Here is a 16703-nt window from a genome sequence, read left to right as displayed (position 1 = left end):
GACATCGAGGACCTCTCCGAGGTCGAGTACCTCTACTGGGTCGGCTGCGCCGGCGCCCTGGAGGACCGCGCCAAGAAGACCACCAAGGCCTTCGCGGAGCTGCTGCACATCGCGGGCGTGAAGTTCGCGATCATGGGCGGCGACGAGAAGTGCACCGGTGACTCCGCCCGCCGCCTCGGCAACGAGCCCCTGTTCCAGGAGCTCGGCATGGAGAACGTCACCGCGCTGAACATGGCCTTCGGCGAGGAGATCGACGACGAGGGCAACGTCACGCCCGAGTCGAAGAAGCCCAAGTCGGCGAAGAAGATCGTCGCCACCTGCCCGCACTGCCTCAACACCCTCGCCAACGAGTACCCGCAGCTCGGCGGCGACTACGAGGTCATCCACCACACCCAGCTGCTCCAGCACCTGGTGGACGAGGGCAAGCTGATCCCGGTCACCCCGGTCGAGGGCCTCATCACCTACCACGACCCGTGCTACCTGGGCCGCCACAACAAGATCTACACGCCCCCGCGCGAGATCATCGGCAAGGTCCCGGGCCTGCGCAACGAGGAGATGCACCGCCACAAGGAACGCGGCTTCTGCTGCGGCGCCGGCGGCGCCCGGATGTGGATGGAGGAGCGGATCGGCAAGCGCATCAACAACGAGCGCGTCGACGAGGCCCTCGCCCTCAACCCGGACATCGTCTCCACCGCCTGCCCGTTCTGCCTCGTCATGCTCACGGACTCCGTGAACGGCAAGAAGAACGACGGCAAGGCCAAGGAGTCCATCCAGGTCGTCGACGTCTCCCAGCTCCTGCTGGAGTCCGTCAAGACCCCGCTGGACCCGCAGGACACGGCCGAGGCGGAGAGCGAGCCGGAGTCCGAGCCCGTGAAGTAGGCAGCGGACCGGGCTGTGCCCGGCGGTTCGACTGGGCGCAGCGCGTGAGCGGAAAGAGGAGAGGATGTCCCGGGCCACCGAACGGTCGAAGCGGACCTGCAGTGGATATGCGCAGGACTGGGTCGTCTGGTCGAGATTCTGCGCCGAGACCGGACTGCCGCCGCTGTCCGTGACGTCCGGCGCGCTGGTCCGGTTCGTGGAGTGGCTGTGGGTACAGCCGGGCTGGCGGAAGGGCACCCGGGCGGCCCCGTCGACCATTGACCGACGGATCTGGGGAACCGTGGCCACTGCCCGCACCGAGCACGGACTCGTGCTGGACAGGGGCGTCGCGCGCAGAGCCTGGGAGCGGCTGAAGCAGTTGGTGGAGCTGGCGGACGACGGCGTCGAGACGCGCGGTCGCGGGCCGTGGCCCTGGTAGCCGCACCGGTGCGGGTCATCGGCTGACACGTCCGGTTCACTACGGTTTCTACATGCCAGAGCCGGGAGCAAGGGACGTACTGCCAGTACTACGACCCCGAGACCGGCCTCCACTACAACTACTTCCGCCACTACGACCCCGAGACCGGCCGCTACACCTCCCCCGACCCGCTGGGCCTGGCTCCCGCCCCGAACCCCGTCGCGTACGTGGACAACCCGTACAGCGGGTGCGACCCGCTGGGCCTCATGCCCAAGTACACGAAGGAGGAGAAGGCCCAGCAGGCCAGGGGAAAGGCCCTCCAGACCGCGGACGAGGTCGTCGAGAGAGCCCAGGGCGACCGGATGAGGAAGGCCCGTAACTACCACGCCGATTCCATGCACGGCTTCAGCGACGAACGGGTCCTGGAGATCCTCAAGAGCCCTGACGCGGTGTACCACTCGACGGCGGGCAGCGGAAGGCTGATCTTCCGGCACGGGGAGGACATCGTGGTGGCGGAGGGCCGCGGCGCCGGGGCAGGAAATGTCATCACGGCGTACGGTCCGTCCGGCATCAGGGGCGACTCAGGCGCGAGCGCTCGGCGGCCTCCCCACCGACCCCGGTGGGCCGATCACCCACACGGACGTGGTGGAGGGCAGGATTCCGGCCAAGGACGGCTATATGGCTCCTGGAGTGCAGATTCGATGAGGCGGCATTCACCATGAGACTCACCCTCGACGGCGACTGGCATGCGACGGTGACGGACGGTCCGCTGGGCATCGCCCCGCGATTCGACTTCCCGGGCCAATCTGTGCGCATCGCGGAGTACGCGGACGTGGCGGAATGGCAGCAGTTCCTCGTGGACACGTTCGGCAGCCAGGAGTGGCTGTGGGACGACCCCGACGAGCTCCGGTTCGCCCCGGACAGCCGGGAACTGGTCGGCGCCGGGTTCCGGTTGCCCTCCGAGTCCGCTTCCGCCGAGGACTGTGCCCGCGTTCCCCGCACGCCGACGGTCCGCCCGGGTGGGCTCCGGGCGGACGAGGCCCGGGACTTCCGCCTGGAGCCGACCACAGAACTCTGCCGCGCTCCCGGTGATGCGGTGCTGACCTGTCTGCGCGACCTCGACGCCCTGGACGGGCCGCTGGAGGCCCGCATCGGCATCGCCCCCGAGGTGGCGCTCCTCGTCCAGCACAGCACGGTCGTCGGCTGGAGCCTGACCGACCCGGTCCGGTACCTGACCACCGGGTTCGCAGCCCCCGACCCCCACCCTCCCTCCCCGGCCACCCGTCGGCTGCTCACCGAGTGCCTGGACCTGATCACCACGCCACTGCTCTACGAAGTGCTGGACCGGAACCCGGCCACCTTGGCCCGCCTCCAGGCCGCCGACAAGGCCCTGCGCGACCAGCGCGAGGACCGCCACCGCGTAGACTCCCTGCTCGCGCTCATCAGTAACCTGGTCGAGGACTACGCCGACCGGCCAACCGGGCGGGAGCCGTGAACCACCGGCAGGATGACGACGGCCGGGTCCCGGATGAGGAATGAGACGTCGATGACGGCGAGACTCGGGTTCGACGGCAGCTGGTCCGCGGCGGTGACAGGCGATCCGCTCGACCTCGTCCCTCGTCTCATCGGCATGTCCCTGATCGTGTCCCCTTATACGGACCGGGTGGAACGGGAGAGGTTCTTCGCGGACACGTTCGGCAGCCATGACGTGCTGTGGGACCTCCCCGACGTCTTCCGCTTCTCCCCGGGCGACCGGAAGCTGGTCGGAGCCGAGTTCCGCATCCCGGAAGAGGCCGCCTCGGCCGAGGACTCGGCCCGCGTTCCCGACAGGCCCGGAGTACGCCCGGGCGGTCTGCAGGCGGACGAGGTGAAGGACTTCCGGCACGAGATGTGCACGGTGCTGTGCCGCGCTCCCGGTGACGCCGTGCTGACCTGCCTGCGCCACCTCGACATCCTGGACGAGCCTCTGGAGGCCCGCATCGGCATTGCCCCCGACGCGGCGCTCCTGGTCCAGCACGGCACTGTCGTCGGCTGGAGCCTCACGGACCCCGCGCGTTACCTGACCACCGGCTTCGCCGCACCTGACCCCGCTCCCCCCGTCCCGGCCACCCGCCGCCTGCTCACCGAATGCCTGGATCTGGTCACCGTGGTGCCGGTGGTCGACGGCCTGGTCGACGGCGAACCGGCCGCCCTGGCCCGTCTCCAGGCCACCGACAAGGCCCTGCGCGAGCAACGCGAGGACCGGCACCGGACCGACGCCCTGCTGGAGTTGATCGCCACCTACGTGGAGGACTACGGGAACTGGTGAGTGGGGGAAGGTTCCAGGGAGTCATCGGGGAGCCCGAACGGGGTGCTCGGTCCGGACGGCACCTTCACGGTCCACAACCCGAACAGCCCGCACTGCAACTCGGATGCGGCCCATGCCACACACATCCCCTGGCCGGCCCAGTCGCCACTTCCGCGCTAGGGGCGAACGGATGTTTCATTTTGAAGTCTCACAATTTCATCAGCATGGCGCGAATGATCCTGGAAGTCGATGCGCGGGCACGAGAACGCGCGGCCGGCGAAGTGTCCGACCACGTGGGCTCATATACGTCTGCCCAGGCATCGGCTCTGGCGACACTGCTGGCGGCAACTGCTGCCTCGGAAGAGGAGAACTCCGCCCGGGAAGCCGAGTTGCACGCCCTCATCGAACTCGCATCCACCGGCCATGTCGGCCTTGACCACCTGTCTCCTCTGCGTGAGATCGTCCTCGGCGACCTTCCTCCACAGCTCCGCGACTATGTCAGCGATCTGCTGGAAGGATGAAGGCTCAGGACGGGCAGCCGGCGCCGTCCGGTCCCGGAACACCGCCACGCCGCCAGGAACCGGACGAGACGAGGCAACACCCTGCCCCGCAGGTTTCGGCGCACGGAAGGAATGGGCTCGCGAACCGGCTCGGCCTCGCGGCGGGCACGTTGTGGGCACGACCAGTACGTGGCGGGCTCGTCGAAGGCGGGGGTCAACGCCCTGATGGGCGGCAACCCGCACGCCTCCGCGGAGCAGATCGCCCAGCAGGGCCGGGGCGAGGTGTTCACGCCGGACTATTTGAATGCGGACTGGAGCAGGGGCCGAGGCGCTGGGCGGCTTGCCCACCGATCCCGGTAAACCGATGACGGCACGCGGACGTGGTGGAGGGCAGGATGCCTGCCAAGAACGGCTACATGGCTCCCGCAGAGCAGGTCAGATGAGGTGGCATTCACCATGAGAGTCACCATCGACGACGACTGGACCGCGACGGTGACGGGTGATCCGCTGCACATCACCCCACGTTTCGATTTTCGGGACTTTCGTGTGCGCGTCGCGGCGTACGCACATGTCGAGGAACGCGGGCGGTTCCTTCTGGACACCTTCGGCAGCCAGCCGTGGCTGTGGGACACGCCCGACGAGCTTCGGTTCGACCGGGCCGGCCGGGAACTGGTCGGCGCCGAGTTCCAGTTCCCCGGCGTTGAAGCCGCCGATGCCGAGGACTCTGCCCGCGTTCCCGCCACACCCCTCCCTCACCCGTGCGGTCTCCGCGCGGACGAGGTCCGGGACTTTCGCCTGGAGGTGACCTCTGAGCTCTGCCGCGCTCCCGGTGACGCCGTGCTGACCTGCCTGCGCGACCTCGACGTCCTCGACGAGCCTCTGGACGCCCGCGTCGGCATCGCCGCCGACGTGGCGCTCCTGGTCCAGCACGGCACCGTCGTCGGCTGGAGCCTCACGGATCCCGTCCGGTATCTGACCACCGGCTTCGCCGCCCCCGACCCGGCTCCCCCCGTCCCGGCCACCCGGCTCCTGTTCACCGATTGCCTGGACGTCATCACCACGCCGCTGCTCGACGAGGTGAGGGAACGGAACCCGGCCGCCCTGGCCCGGCTCCGGGAGATCGACAAGGCCCTGCGCGCCCAGCGCGAAGACCGGCACCGTGCCGACGCCCTGCTCTCGCTCATCGGCAACCTGGTGGAGGACTACGCCGACCGGCCAACCGGGCAGAACCCGTGAACCACCGGCCACGGCCGCGGCCCTGGCAACGGGGCTGACACGGACGCGACACCTCCGTCCGACTGCGGTGAGGACACGGGCGTGTGCACATGCAGAATGGCGCACGTGATGACGCCGCTCGAGGACGGCGCCAACCGGGGGGAATGGTAATGGCAGCAGATGCAGTGCCCATGGTCTTCGTCCACGGGACGCGCTTCAGCGCGGGACAGTGGAGCAGCCAACTCGCCGCGCTCCGGGACGAGTTCCCGGTCGTGGCCGTCGACCTGCCCGGCCACGGGGAGCGCTCGGCCCAGCCCTGGAGCCTGAGCGCCGCGACGGACATCATCGCTTCCGCGGTGGACTCGCTCGGCCGCGGTCCGGCTCTCGTCGTCGGGCACTCACTCGGCGGCTACGCCGCACTGGAGTTCGCGCGGTGCCGTCCGGAACACCTGCGCGGGCTGGTCCTCGCGGGCGCCAGTGCCTCCACTCGCGGCTTCTGGGCGGCGCCCTACCGGTTGGTCGCCGGCCTGGTTTCCCGTATGCCTGCCGATCGCCTGGCCGGGTGGAACGACTGGTTGCTGCGGCGGCTCTACCCAGCGGAAGTGGTGGAAGCGACCATCCGCTCGGGCTACGCCTTCCATACCCTGCCGGCAGCCTGGGGCGAGGTGCTCGGGCGCTTCGACGCCGATGCGATGCGCCATGTGAAGGCTCCGGTCCTCATTCTGAACGGCGAGAAGGACACCGCCTTCCGGGCCGGAGAGGCGGACTTCGTCCGCGCGCATCCGCACGCTCGCGTCGAAGTGATCCCGCGGGCACGGCACTTGGCGAACTTCGACGCCCCGGAGGCGTTCACCGACGCCGTCCGCCGCTTCGCCCGCCGGCTCTCCGCCGACGGCTGAGCGCCCCGCGGGAGTGATCGGCGGCGCCCTGTGGCAGCCGGCCGAGGGAAGAGGTCGGTTCCGGTGAGGCGTCAGGTGTGCCGTGTGAGGTCCGAAACTTTCGTTCACTCGGCACATGATTGCGCCATCCTCCCGTTGATCTCCTTCTCGTGCTCGCAGCGGTAGCCGCGAGAGGTGGGCTGACCTGGATAGATGTGCGCCTAGTGGTTGTCTTCGTCGCGCCGGACTTTCCGAAAGGATGTCGAAAGTGTTGACAGGGTCATGGCGCTCTGCGAGAACTGTGGCCACCGACAGACGGGAGACGTCGCGCTCCTCGTGCCGTGACCGGCACTGCGACCGGTCACGTCACCGCGGCGCGACGACGGGTGACCCCCGTCGAGTTCCATGCAAGGCCACGGGCAGCAGGAGCCGCCCGCCCCCCACCAGCCTTCATCGGGAGGACGCATGCAGCAGGACGGTAAGCGGCAGGACCAGAACCAGCAGAACCCCGCCCCCTTCAGCGGCTTGAGCCGACGAGGCTTCCTCGGCGGCGCCGGCACCGTCGCGCTCGCGACGGCGTCCGGACTGCTGCTGCCCGGCACGGCCCACGCCGCCACCACCATCACCACCAACCAGACCGGCTACGACGGCATGTACTACTCGTTCTGGACGGACGGCGGCGGCTCCGTCTCCATGACGCTGAACGGCGGCGGCAGTTACAGCACCCAGTGGACCAACTGCGGCAACTTCGTCGCCGGCAAGGGCTGGGGCAACGGCGGGCGCAGGACGGTCCGGTACAGCGGCTACTTCAACCCGTCGGGCAACGGCTACGGCTGCCTCTACGGCTGGACGTCGAACCCGCTGGTCGAGTACTACATCGTCGACAACTGGGGCAGCTACCGGCCCACCGGCGAGTACCGGGGCACCGTCCACAGCGACGGCGGCACGTACGACATCTACAAGACGACGCGGTACAACGCACCCTCCGTCGAGGGCACGCGCACCTTCGACCAGTACTGGAGCGTCCGGCAGTCGAAGGTGATCGGCTCCGGCACCATCACCACCGGCAACCACTTCGACGCCTGGGCGCGCGCGGGCATGAATCTGGGCCAGTTCAGGTACTACATGATCATGGCCACCGAGGGCTACCAGAGTAGTGGCAGCTCGAACATCTCGGTCAGCGGCTGACCTCTGTCCGGCACGCGGCCGGCCGCGGGCTCCGTCAGGTGACGGGGCCCGCGGCCGGCCGTCGTCCTGCCTCCGCGTGATGATCGGCACGATGGTCCGCGCGATCGGCAACGTCCGGCCATGACCCGATCCCCTCCGCTCGTTCTGCCGTTCGTATGCCGAAGCGTTATTCGGCCACTCCGGAGCATTCCCCTGCCAACCGGCGATCTCCCGTGGTCCCATGGCTCACGACCATGGGCGGCCGCTGTGGTCTCGACGGTGCCAGGCAAAAAGGCCTCGTGCGGTCGGCTTCTCGTCCGAGTGAACTTGCCTCGTCCAGCCGATGACCGAGGGGGCCTACGGGCGCGGCTGCCGCCGGCCGCGGTCGAATGGCGGGAAGAGGATTAGTGGTCGGGCAGGTGACCGTCCGCCGTATCGTGAGCGGTCGGTGTGCCGGACGGAGGACTTCGGGGGATCTGCATGACATTCGAGCAGGAATGGGCAGAGCTGCGCGCGGCAGCTGCTCGTCGCACGACGACCCAGATCAACAGCAGCGCGGCCGACGGTGAATACGACCTGGTGGTCAACCGGGACGACCTGGGCGTCATCGGCAACGACGCCTACGACTTGCTGGGCCGGCTGACGAAGGAGGGCGACATCGCCCGTCCCGCCACGTTCGATGCCGCCACGGCACTGACCAACGGCAACTTCGTGAGCGGTTCAGCCGTGCTGAAGGTCCACGACCGCTGGCAGACGCACCTGAAGACCCTGCTGGACGCCTGCGCGCGGATCTCCAACCACCTCGACTTCAGCAAGGCGCAGCACGCCAAGGACGAGGCGAAGGTCGAGGGTGAACTGCTGCGCATCTCGGTGCTCAGCGAGTACATGAAGTAGGGCTCGGGGGAGCGACGTGCTGAAGTACGAGGACATCATCGACGCACCGTTGGCCAAGCTGAAGGCGGCGGTCGACGACTGGTCCGAGATGGCGGGGAAGCTGGAGAAGCTCGCCGCCGACGCCCGCGACGGGATGAAGAAGAAGGCGGACCGGGCAGCCTGGAAAGGGATCAACGCAGGCGTCACCAAGGAGTTCATCGGCAAGACGGCGAAGGAGTTCACGGACGCCGTGGCCGAGGCCAAGGGCGTGCACCGGATCCTGAACGAGGGCTACGCGGCCATCAAGAAGGCCAGAGCCGACCTGATCGCCATCCGCGACGACGAGGGGCCCGCGGCCGGCGTTCGCGTGGACGGCAAGGGCAAGGTGACGCCGCGGGAACCGCTGTCCGAGATCAAGGGAGCTCGGAACGAACCCGACTACGACCAGCTTCTGCGCAAGGAGCGCCAGGCGGTCGAGCAGTGGCAGAAGCGGATCGACCTCATCGTCGACAACTGCAACGACACCGACCTCGCTCTCAAGAACTCCCTCGAGGCCAACGTCACCGACCGCAAGGACTTCGGCGCTCCGAGGTACACCACGCTGGACCAGGAGGAAGCCGCCCGCGCGGTTGCACTGGCCTCCAAGGGCCCGGACCTCACGCACGCGCAGCTTCAGCAGCTCAACGAACTGCTGAAGGACAACAGCAAGTCGGCCGAGTTCGCCCAGATCTTCTACAACAGGCTGGGACCGGAGAAGGCGCTGGCGTTCTTCGGCCAGCTCGCCACGGACACACACGACTTCGGCAAGGTCGACCCGCAACGCCTCAAGGACGTCCAGGACCTTCAGAAAAACCTCGGCCTGAACCTGGCGACCGCCTCCCAAGACCCGGGTTTCACGGACAAGTGGGGCCCGGAGCTGCGCAAGTTGGGCACGGAGCGCATTCCGTTGAGCAAGTACGACCAGGGCGGCCCGTTCGGGTACCAGTTGCTGGGCGGGATCATGCGGTACGGGAACTATGACGCGAAGTTCCTCAACCCGATCGCCGAGCACGTGGCGCAATTGCACCAGAAGGAACCGGGTCTGTTCGCCGGAAACAAGCAGGTCAACGGCCCGCACAAGAACCCGTTCAACCCCTCCGGCGTGAACGGGGCCGGTTACGACCCGACGACCGCCATGCTGGAGGCGCTCGGCAACAGTCCGGAGGCCGCGAAGAAGTTCTTCACGGATACTCCCACGGCCTACAACGAGGACGGCACGGTCAACCGCGGCGCCACAGCCGACCTGGGCAAGGGCAAGGACGGCAAGGTGATCGAAAGCTACCTCGAGTTCTTCGGCAACGAGAACTGGGAGTCCTTCGGCGACGTCACCTCGTCGGACAAGAAGGAACTCGAGGCATCACGCGACCATATGCCGGACGCCCTCGGTCACGCCCTGGAGGCGGCGACCCTCGGCTATCCGGCCGGAGTCCCGGACCCTCACGTGGTGCGGGACGCGGACAACGCCGCGGTCATGCAGCAGGTCATCCAGAAGTATGGGGACGACCCGGCTCTGCTGAAGCAGTACGAGGCGATGGCCGACAGCCTGGGCATCATGGGCGCGGGGTACATCGACGACATCAATTGGGCGCTGGACAAGAACCATCGGGACAGTGTGTTCGCGCCGGGCGGGAACTCGGAGGGGCGCATCGACTTCGCGGACACGGAGGACGGGGACGGGCGGAGCATTGTCAGAGGCTTCCTGACTACTCTGGGCCAGCATCCCGATGCCTACGCGACGCTTTCGACCGCGGAACAGGCATACACCCGCAGCGTCCTGGAGGGGACCGTGGGCCCGGACGGGATCAAGGAGGGTTCTGCCAGGGCGGCAGTGCGTGTGGGCGCCGAGGTGCAGGGGATGCTGGACCAGTCACGGGCCGACCAGGTGGAGGCGACTCACCTCAAGACCCATGAGGACTATGAGAAGGCGGTCGCGAAACGCGTGGGCTGGGTCGAATTCGGAGCCACTGCGGCTCTCGCCGCCGGTGTGGCCTTCTTGCCTGCAACCGCGGCCGTCGGTACGGCCGCCGTGCTCATCCCGTTGGCGACCGACACGGCCAGTGGTGCGGCGGAGCAGGCCATTAGCCAGTTGGTCGGGGAAGTCTCGGACAAGTCCGTGGACGAGCACAAGGAAAAGGTGGAGGACCTTGTCGAACAGGAGAGGAAGAAAATCTATTCTGCCGGGGAGGAGATGACCGAAGCTCCGTTGGAGAACTTCATGACGCGCCACGGCATTTCACACGGCAGCACGCTCCGGGAGGATTTGGTAAATTCGAGGCTGATTGGTTACGGGGCCGGCAATGATCGGGCGCAGCAAGTAGGAAATCAACCGGAGACGGGTTGATTCTAGCGAGAAAGAGCACATGAAGAGGTTTTCGGTATTCAATCTCAGGCCGGTTAGTGGGCGGCTTTTCAGCGGTGTGCTAGCCGGATTGTTGTGCCTTGGATTCGCAGGTTGCAGTGAGGGCCGAGAGGAGAGCCGGAATCCGAAAATTCCGAAGGATTACAAAGTGGTGGCGGGGACAGAGCTTTGCGGTGGAAATGCTATTTCTGTCGAGGCGTCACGGGCGCTGGAGTTGATCACGGGGGTGTCTCGGTTCGAAGCTTCGGCTGAGGAGTACACCATCGCGCGGGCCGCAGATGACGTTGTCAATGCGTATCCTGATCTTAACGTCGGCCGGCAGGACATCTGTGGTGTCTACACTCCGATTGGGAAACCCAGTTTCGAAATCAAGATTAGCTGGGGTGTGAGCCCGTCCCCCCCGACAGGTTCCCCGGCGGAAAAATTCACTGAGCTGAGAATGGGTGAGCGGACGCTGGCGGCGGTGGATAAGGCGATGGTGTTCTTTTCTTGCCGTGGAACCAGATTGCCCGACTCGTTGGGATTGGCGCACCTCATTATCATGGTGGAGCATTGGGCCATCCCGAGGGAGCCTGAACGGGACGTAAAGGCGTTGAAGGACGCATATGCGACGGTGGCTCATTCTGTCGCCCTGGCCATGGCCAAGGAACTGCGCTGTGAGAAGAATGGTGGGCTTCCTGAGCGGCCCGTCCTGGAACCCGTTGAGGCTTCCTGAGTGCTCGTGGTGGGACCGTGAGCGTGAGTGACACGCTCATCGAAACCGCGCAGCAGTCGCCGGACCGACGTGTTCGAGTGCCGGTCACCACCTGCGACGAGACGGGCATCCTCGCCGTCGCCAGCCACTAACGCGCCTACCCCGGCGGAGGCCCAGCGCAAGGAAACGGTTGGCGGCATCGTCCGCGGACTGCGTGGTCCGCCGGTCCAACTCCGGTGCTGGCTGAAGGCTGCCCGCGAAGGGCTCGCGCGGCGCGAGTATGTCCCGCTTGCCCTCCTGTCGGAGGAGGTGGTCGTATTCCAGCGCGTCATCGGCGATGTGTCGGACGCATCAGTGGACGAGCACAAGGAAAAGGTGGAGGACCTAAACGACAACGAAAAGAAGGGATTTACACTGCCGGGGAGAACATGGCCGAGGCTTCAGTGGAATGGTTCTTGCAGAGGAACGGTGTGAACCTCAAGACAAGCACGTTCGCCGCGGACCATCGGTTATGGAGTCGGCAACGATCGACAGAGGCGGCAGGGTAATGGGCCAGAGGTCGCTTGAGGTCACATGTGCGGCGAGCTAATTTAAGAATATAGTCGGACACCTTGGTGCTGGCCATGAAGCTCTGTTCCGATTCTGTCGACGACGACCGCCCCCGGCGTCCGGACAGTGCGCAGAGCCGCACGAGGCTACGCCGCCTCCTGGGTAGCCGTGCGGATACGGGCGAAACGTTCGCCCGGGCCGAGCCCGCCCGTCGGGACGGACCAGCGGCCGGGTCGTCGCAGGCCGCGGCGATGCTTGGCACGGAGCGGGGCGGTTACTCGTCCGCCATGACTGAGACACGGCCACTCGCCCTGATCACCGGCGCGTCCAGCGGAATCGGCCGCCAGCTCGCCCGGCAGTTCGCGCTGCACGGGTACGACCTCGTGGTGAACGCCGAGGACGAGGCGCTGGACTCCGCCGCCCGGGAGCTGCGGGAGACAGGGGCCGACGTCCGTACGGTGCGCGCCGATCTGCGGACCGGCGAGGGGCGCTTCATGCTCCTGGACGCCCTCGACGGCCTGACGGTCGATGTGGCCGCCCTCAATGCCGGGGTGGGCCAGGGCGGCGCCTTCGTGGACACCGACCTCGCCGACGACCAGGAGGTCATCGACCTCAACGTCACCGCGACGGTACGGCTGGCCAAACCGCTGCTCCGGGCGATGGTGGCCCGCGGCGAGGGCCGGCTCGCCTTCACCTCGTCCGTCGCCTCGGCGACGCCCGGTTCCTTCCAGCCCGTCTACAACGCCTCCAAGGCGTTCGTGGAGTCCTTCGCCCAGGCGCTGGCCGACGAGGTCAAGGGCACCGGCGTGACCGTCACGTCCTTCCTGCCGGGCCCCACGGACACGGAGTTCTTCGACCGGGCCGACATGGAGGACGACACCCGGATCGGCACCATGAAGAAGGACGATCCCGTGCAGGTCGCCGAGCAGGCGTACGAGGCGATCGTGACGGGTGAGCGGAAGGCCCTCACCGGGTCGCTGAAGGCGAAGGCACAGGGGCTGGCCGGGAAGGTGCTGCCCGACGGGCTCAAGGCGGCGGCGCACCGGCGCATGGCGGAACCGGGCTCCGCGGACACGGCGGACGCGAAGGACACGGGGGATTCCCGTCGCCGGTCGCCGTGACGCCCGCCCGTGCTGCTACCCATGCCTCGGGCGACGGATGCGGATCGGGCCGCGGGCCGTGTTCTCCGTGACGGGGCGGCCGCCTGGGTCACCTCGACCTCCCCGGCCGACACCAGACGCCAGGCGGCGCGGCGGGCCGGCTCCATCAACGCCCGCCAGCCGTCGTCGTGCCCCTCGTCACCCTCGTAGGCCCTGCGGGCCGCGTCGGACGGGCAGATCGACGCGGTGGCCGCGCGCTGGGCCAGCAGGTCCAGGATGACCTGCTCCAGCCGCCGGTCCAGCTCTCGCTCCAGCGGATCCGCCACCCGTCCAGTGTGGCACCGGCGGCGGGGCATGCGCCCGGACCCGGCCGGTGGCCCGCTGGGCGTGCGGGCCCCGACCGGCGTGCGCCCGCTCCCGGCGTACGCTCCCGCCCGCCTGGCGGCCCCCCAGCTGTGGCCCGGGGCCCCGGCCGGGGGGAATGAGGTGTATGCCCCTTACCTGCCCTTACGCTGAATACTGAGCATCCCGCCTTCCCCTGTCGGCCCCGCCCCGACCCCACCCCGGAAGGCGAGAAGGCGAGGAGAGGAACGGCACGTGGATCAGCCGACGCCGCCGGGCCCCGCACCCGGTGAGCCCGAGCAGCCGGCTCTGTTCGGGTGGGCCGACACGGCACCGGCGCCGTCACCTCGCCAGCCGTTCCGGGACAGTGCACAAGCGCGCCGGATGCTGGACATCCGGGAGGTCTACGCCGAGCCCGCCGCCCTCGACACCCCGCGCGGCGCGCAGATCATCGCCGGGCTTCCCGGGGTGCGCGTCACCGAGGTCCCCGGCCACTGGCGCATCCCCTCCCTGCACGGCAACGACGGGAACGTCTCCCGGTGGGTGCGGGTGAAGACCGAGACGCTCGTCCTCGGCGTCAAGCAGTCCCTCACCACCCGCCCCAACGGCCGGTCCGCCGACTGGATCGCCCCCGGGCCCTCCAACGGCTGCGCCATGGCCTGCGCCTACTGCTACGTCCCCCGGCGCAAGGGCTACGCCAACCCGATCACCCTCTTCACCAACATCGAGGCGATCGTGGCGCACATCCGGCGCCACGTGCGGGCCCAGGGCCCGAAGCCCGAGCCCAACCAGTGCGACCCCGAGGCATGGGTCTACGACATCGGGGAGAACGGCGACTGCTCCGTCGACGCGCTGATCTGCGACAACACGGCCGACCTGATCGCCGCGTTCCGTGGGCTGCCGACGGCGAAGGCGTCCTTCGCGACCAAGTTCGTCAACCCCGACCTGCTCGCCCTCGACCCGCAGGGACGCACCCGCGTGCGCTTCTCCCTCATGCCGGCCGACGACTCCCGGCTGCTCGACCTCCGCACCAGCCCGATCGCCGAGCGCATCGCCGCCGCGGCCGACTTCCTGGACGCGGGCTACGAGGTCCACTTCAACCTCTCACCCGTCGTCCTGCGTGACGGCTGGCAACGGGACTGGACCGAGCTGCTCACCCACCTCGACGACGTGCTGCCCGCCCGGGTGAAGCAGCAGGCCGCGGCCGAGATCATCATGCTCACCCACAACCAGGCCCTGCACGACGTCAACCTGGGCTGGCATCCGCGCGCGGAGGAGGTGCTGTGGCGGCCCGACGTGCAGGAGACCAAGCGCTCGCAGAACGGGGACCTCAACGTCCGCTACGCCCTCGATGTCAAACGCCGGGCCGTGGCGCAACTCCGGCAGCTGATCGACACCCACGCGACGTGGCTGCGGGTCCGGTACGCGTTCTGAGTCGCGTCCGGCCGCGGGGACACGAGGGTCACGTCATGATCGTCAGAGCGCTGGACCAGTTGAGGCCGAGGCGTTCCTGGGACGCCATGTGCAGCAGTTGGAAACTTTCCAGGCTGCGCGCCCAGTGCAGCGGGCCCACGTCCAGCGGGCGAAGCCCGGCCCCGGTGACCACGTCGGCCACGGTCTGCCGGGCCGCGTCGTCGTCACCGGCGATGAAGACGTCCAGGGGCCGTCCGGCGACCTTCCCCTCCACGAGCGGACCGGCGAAGGTGGTGTTGAACGCCTTCACGACCCGGCTCTGCGGGGCAGCGGCCGCGATCTGCTCGGCGGCGGAGGTGTCGGCGGGCACGACCAGCTTGTCGAAGGTGCTGAAGTCGACGGGGTTGGAGATGTCGATGACGATCTTCCCGTCCAGGTCCTCGGCCCACGCGGCGGCGATGTCGCGCCCCGCCGGATAGGGCAGGGCCAGGACCACGATGTCGGAGTCGGCCGCGCCGTCGGCGTCGACCGCCGAGGCGTCCGCCCCGGAGGCCCCCTCGCGCAGCGCGGCGGCCAGTTCCTCCGCCTTGGCCCGGGTGCGGTCGTGCACACGGAGGGTGTGGCCCCCTGCCAGGACCCGGGTGCCGATGCCCCGGCCCATGTTTCCCGCGCCGACGATGGTGACGTTCATGGGGTGCTCCTCCGAAGACGACTCCCGTTCCCTCCCACCCTCACACCACGGCTCGGACGCTGCCACCGTTCCACGCAGGCGCGTCCGACTCCCTGGCCGAGGGCGCCCGGGACGTGGTCCGGTGGCCCGGGCGGCCGTACCGTCATGTCGTGATCACCGTCGACGACTCCGCCTACCGTTACCGAACCGCCGTCCCGGAGGACGCCGAGGCCGTCGGGGCACTGGACGGCTCCTTCACCACCGACACGGTCTTCCACGTCACTGTCACCGAGGAGGGGTTCGCGTTGCGAGAGGTCCCGGTGGACCCGCCCGTGACCAAGGTGTTCCCGGCCGACGACCAGGACGGTGGCGAGGAGACCGACGCGGACGAGGAGGACTCCCGCACCTATGTCGCCCACACGGCCGACGGCGCGACGGCCGGGTTCGTCGCCGTCTCCTACTCCGGCTGGAACCGCCGCCTGGTCGTCGAGGACATCGAGGTCGCCCCAGCGCACCGGGGGCGCGGGGTGGGCAGGGCCCTGATGGCGCTCGCGGTGGAGTTCGCACGCGAGCGGGGCGCCGGGCATCTCTGGCTGGAGGTCAGCAACATCAATGCACCCGCCATCCACGCCTACCGGCGCATGGGCTTCACCTTCTGCGGCCTGGACACCGCCCTCTACGAGGACACTCCGTCGTCGGGCGAGCAGGCGCTTTACATGAGCATGCCGTGCCGGTGAGCAGGACGGGCATGCTCGCTTGATCACCCCCTCGCACGTTCCGGGGGTGCCAGGGCGGCCAGTCTGCGAGCGGCCGTGAGGACGAGGAGGCCGACGCCCGCGCCGAGGGAGTTCAGCAGGAAGTCCTCGGCGTCGGCCACCCGGCCTCCGCCCCCGAGGAACTGCACCGTCTCGATCACGAACGTGAGGGTCACGCAGGAGCCCAGCGTGACCCATGACCGGAGCCCCGGGCGCGAGAGGCTGATCAGAACGGGGAGCGGCACGAACATCAGCAGGTTCGCGAGGGACTGCCTGACGATCATGTCCTTCTCCATGCTGCCGAGGTTCTCGCCCCCGGACAGGAGGTAGCCGAGTGAACCGAAGGAGAGCCCGCCGCCCCCGGTCTCCGCAGGGCTCAGCGAGAACGTGGCGGCGATGACCAGCGAGGCGTAGAGGACGAGCCCGATGCGGCCCGCCGTGCGCGTCCCCTCCGCCCAGCGGGTCTCCACGGCGAGAAGCGCCGTCACCGCGAACGGGGCGAGCAGCAGTGCCACGGCCGTACGTGCGGGGGTGACGAGGAGGACGGTCTGCCAGAGGGGCATGGGATCCCGGGAGTTGGTGAAGG

The 16703-nt window shown here is 68.5% G+C and carries 17 protein-coding genes and 2 pseudogenes; 16 read left to right on the top strand and 3 right to left on the bottom strand.

Annotation, left to right across the window (positions count from 1 at the left end):
* The 14 genes and pseudogenes from ACIRPP_RS13080 to ACIRPP_RS13015 all read left to right on the top strand — a co-directional run.
* Positions 1-879: (Fe-S)-binding protein (locus tag ACIRPP_RS13080; protein ID WP_403641149.1), on the top strand; the 879-nt coding region annotated here is incomplete at its 5' end.
* 64 nt (positions 880-943) lie between these two features.
* Positions 944-1297, top strand: coding sequence for a hypothetical protein (locus ACIRPP_RS13075; RefSeq protein ID WP_403641146.1), 354 nt, complete (start codon positions 944-946; stop codon positions 1295-1297).
* Positions 1298-1380: 83 nt separating this feature from the next.
* Positions 1381-1548 (top strand): annotated as a pseudogene (locus ACIRPP_RS13070) (RHS repeat-associated core domain-containing protein); the annotation flags it as partial.
* The gene (locus ACIRPP_RS13065; RefSeq protein WP_403641143.1) at positions 1543-1998 is read left to right on the top strand and encodes a hypothetical protein; all 456 of its coding nucleotides are present in this window, start codon (positions 1543-1545) and stop codon (positions 1996-1998) included. The pseudogene ACIRPP_RS13070 and the gene ACIRPP_RS13065, both read left to right, overlap by 6 nt.
* Entirely contained in the window at positions 1995-2771 is a 777-nt protein-coding gene (locus ACIRPP_RS13060) for a hypothetical protein (protein WP_403641140.1), read from the top strand. Before ACIRPP_RS13065 ends, ACIRPP_RS13060 begins: the two co-directional genes overlap by 4 nt.
* A gap of 51 nt (positions 2772-2822) precedes the next feature.
* Positions 2823-3584 (top strand): hypothetical protein, encoded by a 762-nt coding sequence (locus ACIRPP_RS13055; RefSeq protein ID WP_403641138.1) that lies wholly within the window; start codon positions 2823-2825, stop codon positions 3582-3584.
* A 212-nt stretch (positions 3585-3796) separates the two neighbouring features.
* Positions 3797-4084, top strand: a complete 288-nt coding sequence (locus tag ACIRPP_RS13050) for a hypothetical protein (RefSeq protein WP_403641135.1) — start codon at positions 3797-3799, stop codon at positions 4082-4084.
* Between the two features lie 435 nt (positions 4085-4519).
* The gene (locus ACIRPP_RS13045) at positions 4520-5299 is read left to right on the top strand and encodes a hypothetical protein (protein ID WP_403641133.1); all 780 of its coding nucleotides are present in this window, start codon (positions 4520-4522) and stop codon (positions 5297-5299) included.
* A gap of 149 nt (positions 5300-5448) precedes the next feature.
* A complete protein-coding gene (locus ACIRPP_RS13040) occupies positions 5449-6177 on the top strand; it encodes an alpha/beta fold hydrolase (RefSeq protein WP_403641130.1) in 729 nt (242 codons plus the stop codon).
* Between the two features lie 444 nt (positions 6178-6621).
* Positions 6622-7344, top strand: a complete 723-nt coding sequence (locus tag ACIRPP_RS13035; RefSeq protein ID WP_403641128.1) for a glycoside hydrolase family 11 protein — start codon at positions 6622-6624, stop codon at positions 7342-7344.
* A gap of 459 nt (positions 7345-7803) precedes the next feature.
* Positions 7804-8217, top strand: coding sequence for a hypothetical protein (locus ACIRPP_RS13030; RefSeq protein WP_403641125.1), 414 nt, complete (start codon positions 7804-7806; stop codon positions 8215-8217).
* Between the two features lie 16 nt (positions 8218-8233).
* On the top strand, positions 8234-10576 hold the full coding sequence (locus ACIRPP_RS13025; RefSeq protein ID WP_403641122.1) for a hypothetical protein: 2343 nt from the start codon (positions 8234-8236) through the stop codon (positions 10574-10576).
* A gap of 19 nt (positions 10577-10595) precedes the next feature.
* Complete coding sequence (locus ACIRPP_RS13020) at positions 10596-11309, top strand: hypothetical protein (protein ID WP_403641119.1); 714 nt, start codon at positions 10596-10598, stop codon at positions 11307-11309.
* Between the two features lie 815 nt (positions 11310-12124).
* Positions 12125-12958, top strand: coding sequence for an SDR family NAD(P)-dependent oxidoreductase (locus ACIRPP_RS13015; protein WP_403641116.1), 834 nt, complete (start codon positions 12125-12127; stop codon positions 12956-12958).
* A 15-nt stretch (positions 12959-12973) separates the two neighbouring features.
* Here the strand turns inward: ACIRPP_RS13015 and ACIRPP_RS13010 are convergent.
* Positions 12974-13293: pseudogene (locus ACIRPP_RS13010) on the bottom strand (DUF3253 domain-containing protein).
* Between the two features lie 370 nt (positions 13294-13663).
* Here ACIRPP_RS13010 and ACIRPP_RS13005 point away from each other — a divergent pair.
* Entirely contained in the window at positions 13664-14713 is a 1050-nt protein-coding gene (locus tag ACIRPP_RS13005; protein WP_403641113.1) for a spore photoproduct lyase family protein, read from the top strand.
* A 28-nt stretch (positions 14714-14741) separates the two neighbouring features.
* Here ACIRPP_RS13005 and ACIRPP_RS13000 read toward each other — a convergent pair whose 3' ends face one another.
* Positions 14742-15383: an NADPH-dependent F420 reductase gene (locus ACIRPP_RS13000; RefSeq protein WP_403641110.1), complete on the bottom strand. Its 642-nt coding sequence runs from the start codon at positions 15381-15383 to the stop codon at positions 14742-14744.
* A 149-nt stretch (positions 15384-15532) separates the two neighbouring features.
* Between ACIRPP_RS13000 and ACIRPP_RS12995 the strand changes: the two genes are divergently transcribed.
* Positions 15533-16099 (top strand): GNAT family N-acetyltransferase, encoded by a 567-nt coding sequence (locus ACIRPP_RS12995; RefSeq protein ID WP_403641107.1) that lies wholly within the window; start codon positions 15533-15535, stop codon positions 16097-16099.
* Positions 16100-16122: 23 nt separating this feature from the next.
* Here ACIRPP_RS12995 and ACIRPP_RS12990 read toward each other — a convergent pair whose 3' ends face one another.
* Entirely contained in the window at positions 16123-16680 is a 558-nt protein-coding gene (locus ACIRPP_RS12990) for a VanZ family protein (protein ID WP_403641104.1), read from the bottom strand.
* Between the last annotated feature and the right edge of the window lie 23 nt (positions 16681-16703).

The organism is Streptomyces sp. NPDC101219 (genome assembly GCF_044767675.1).
Classification (GTDB): domain Bacteria; phylum Actinomycetota; class Actinomycetes; order Streptomycetales; family Streptomycetaceae; genus Streptomyces.
The sequence above is the reverse complement of the archived record's forward strand: the minus strand, read 5'-3'. Positions and strand labels throughout refer to the sequence as shown.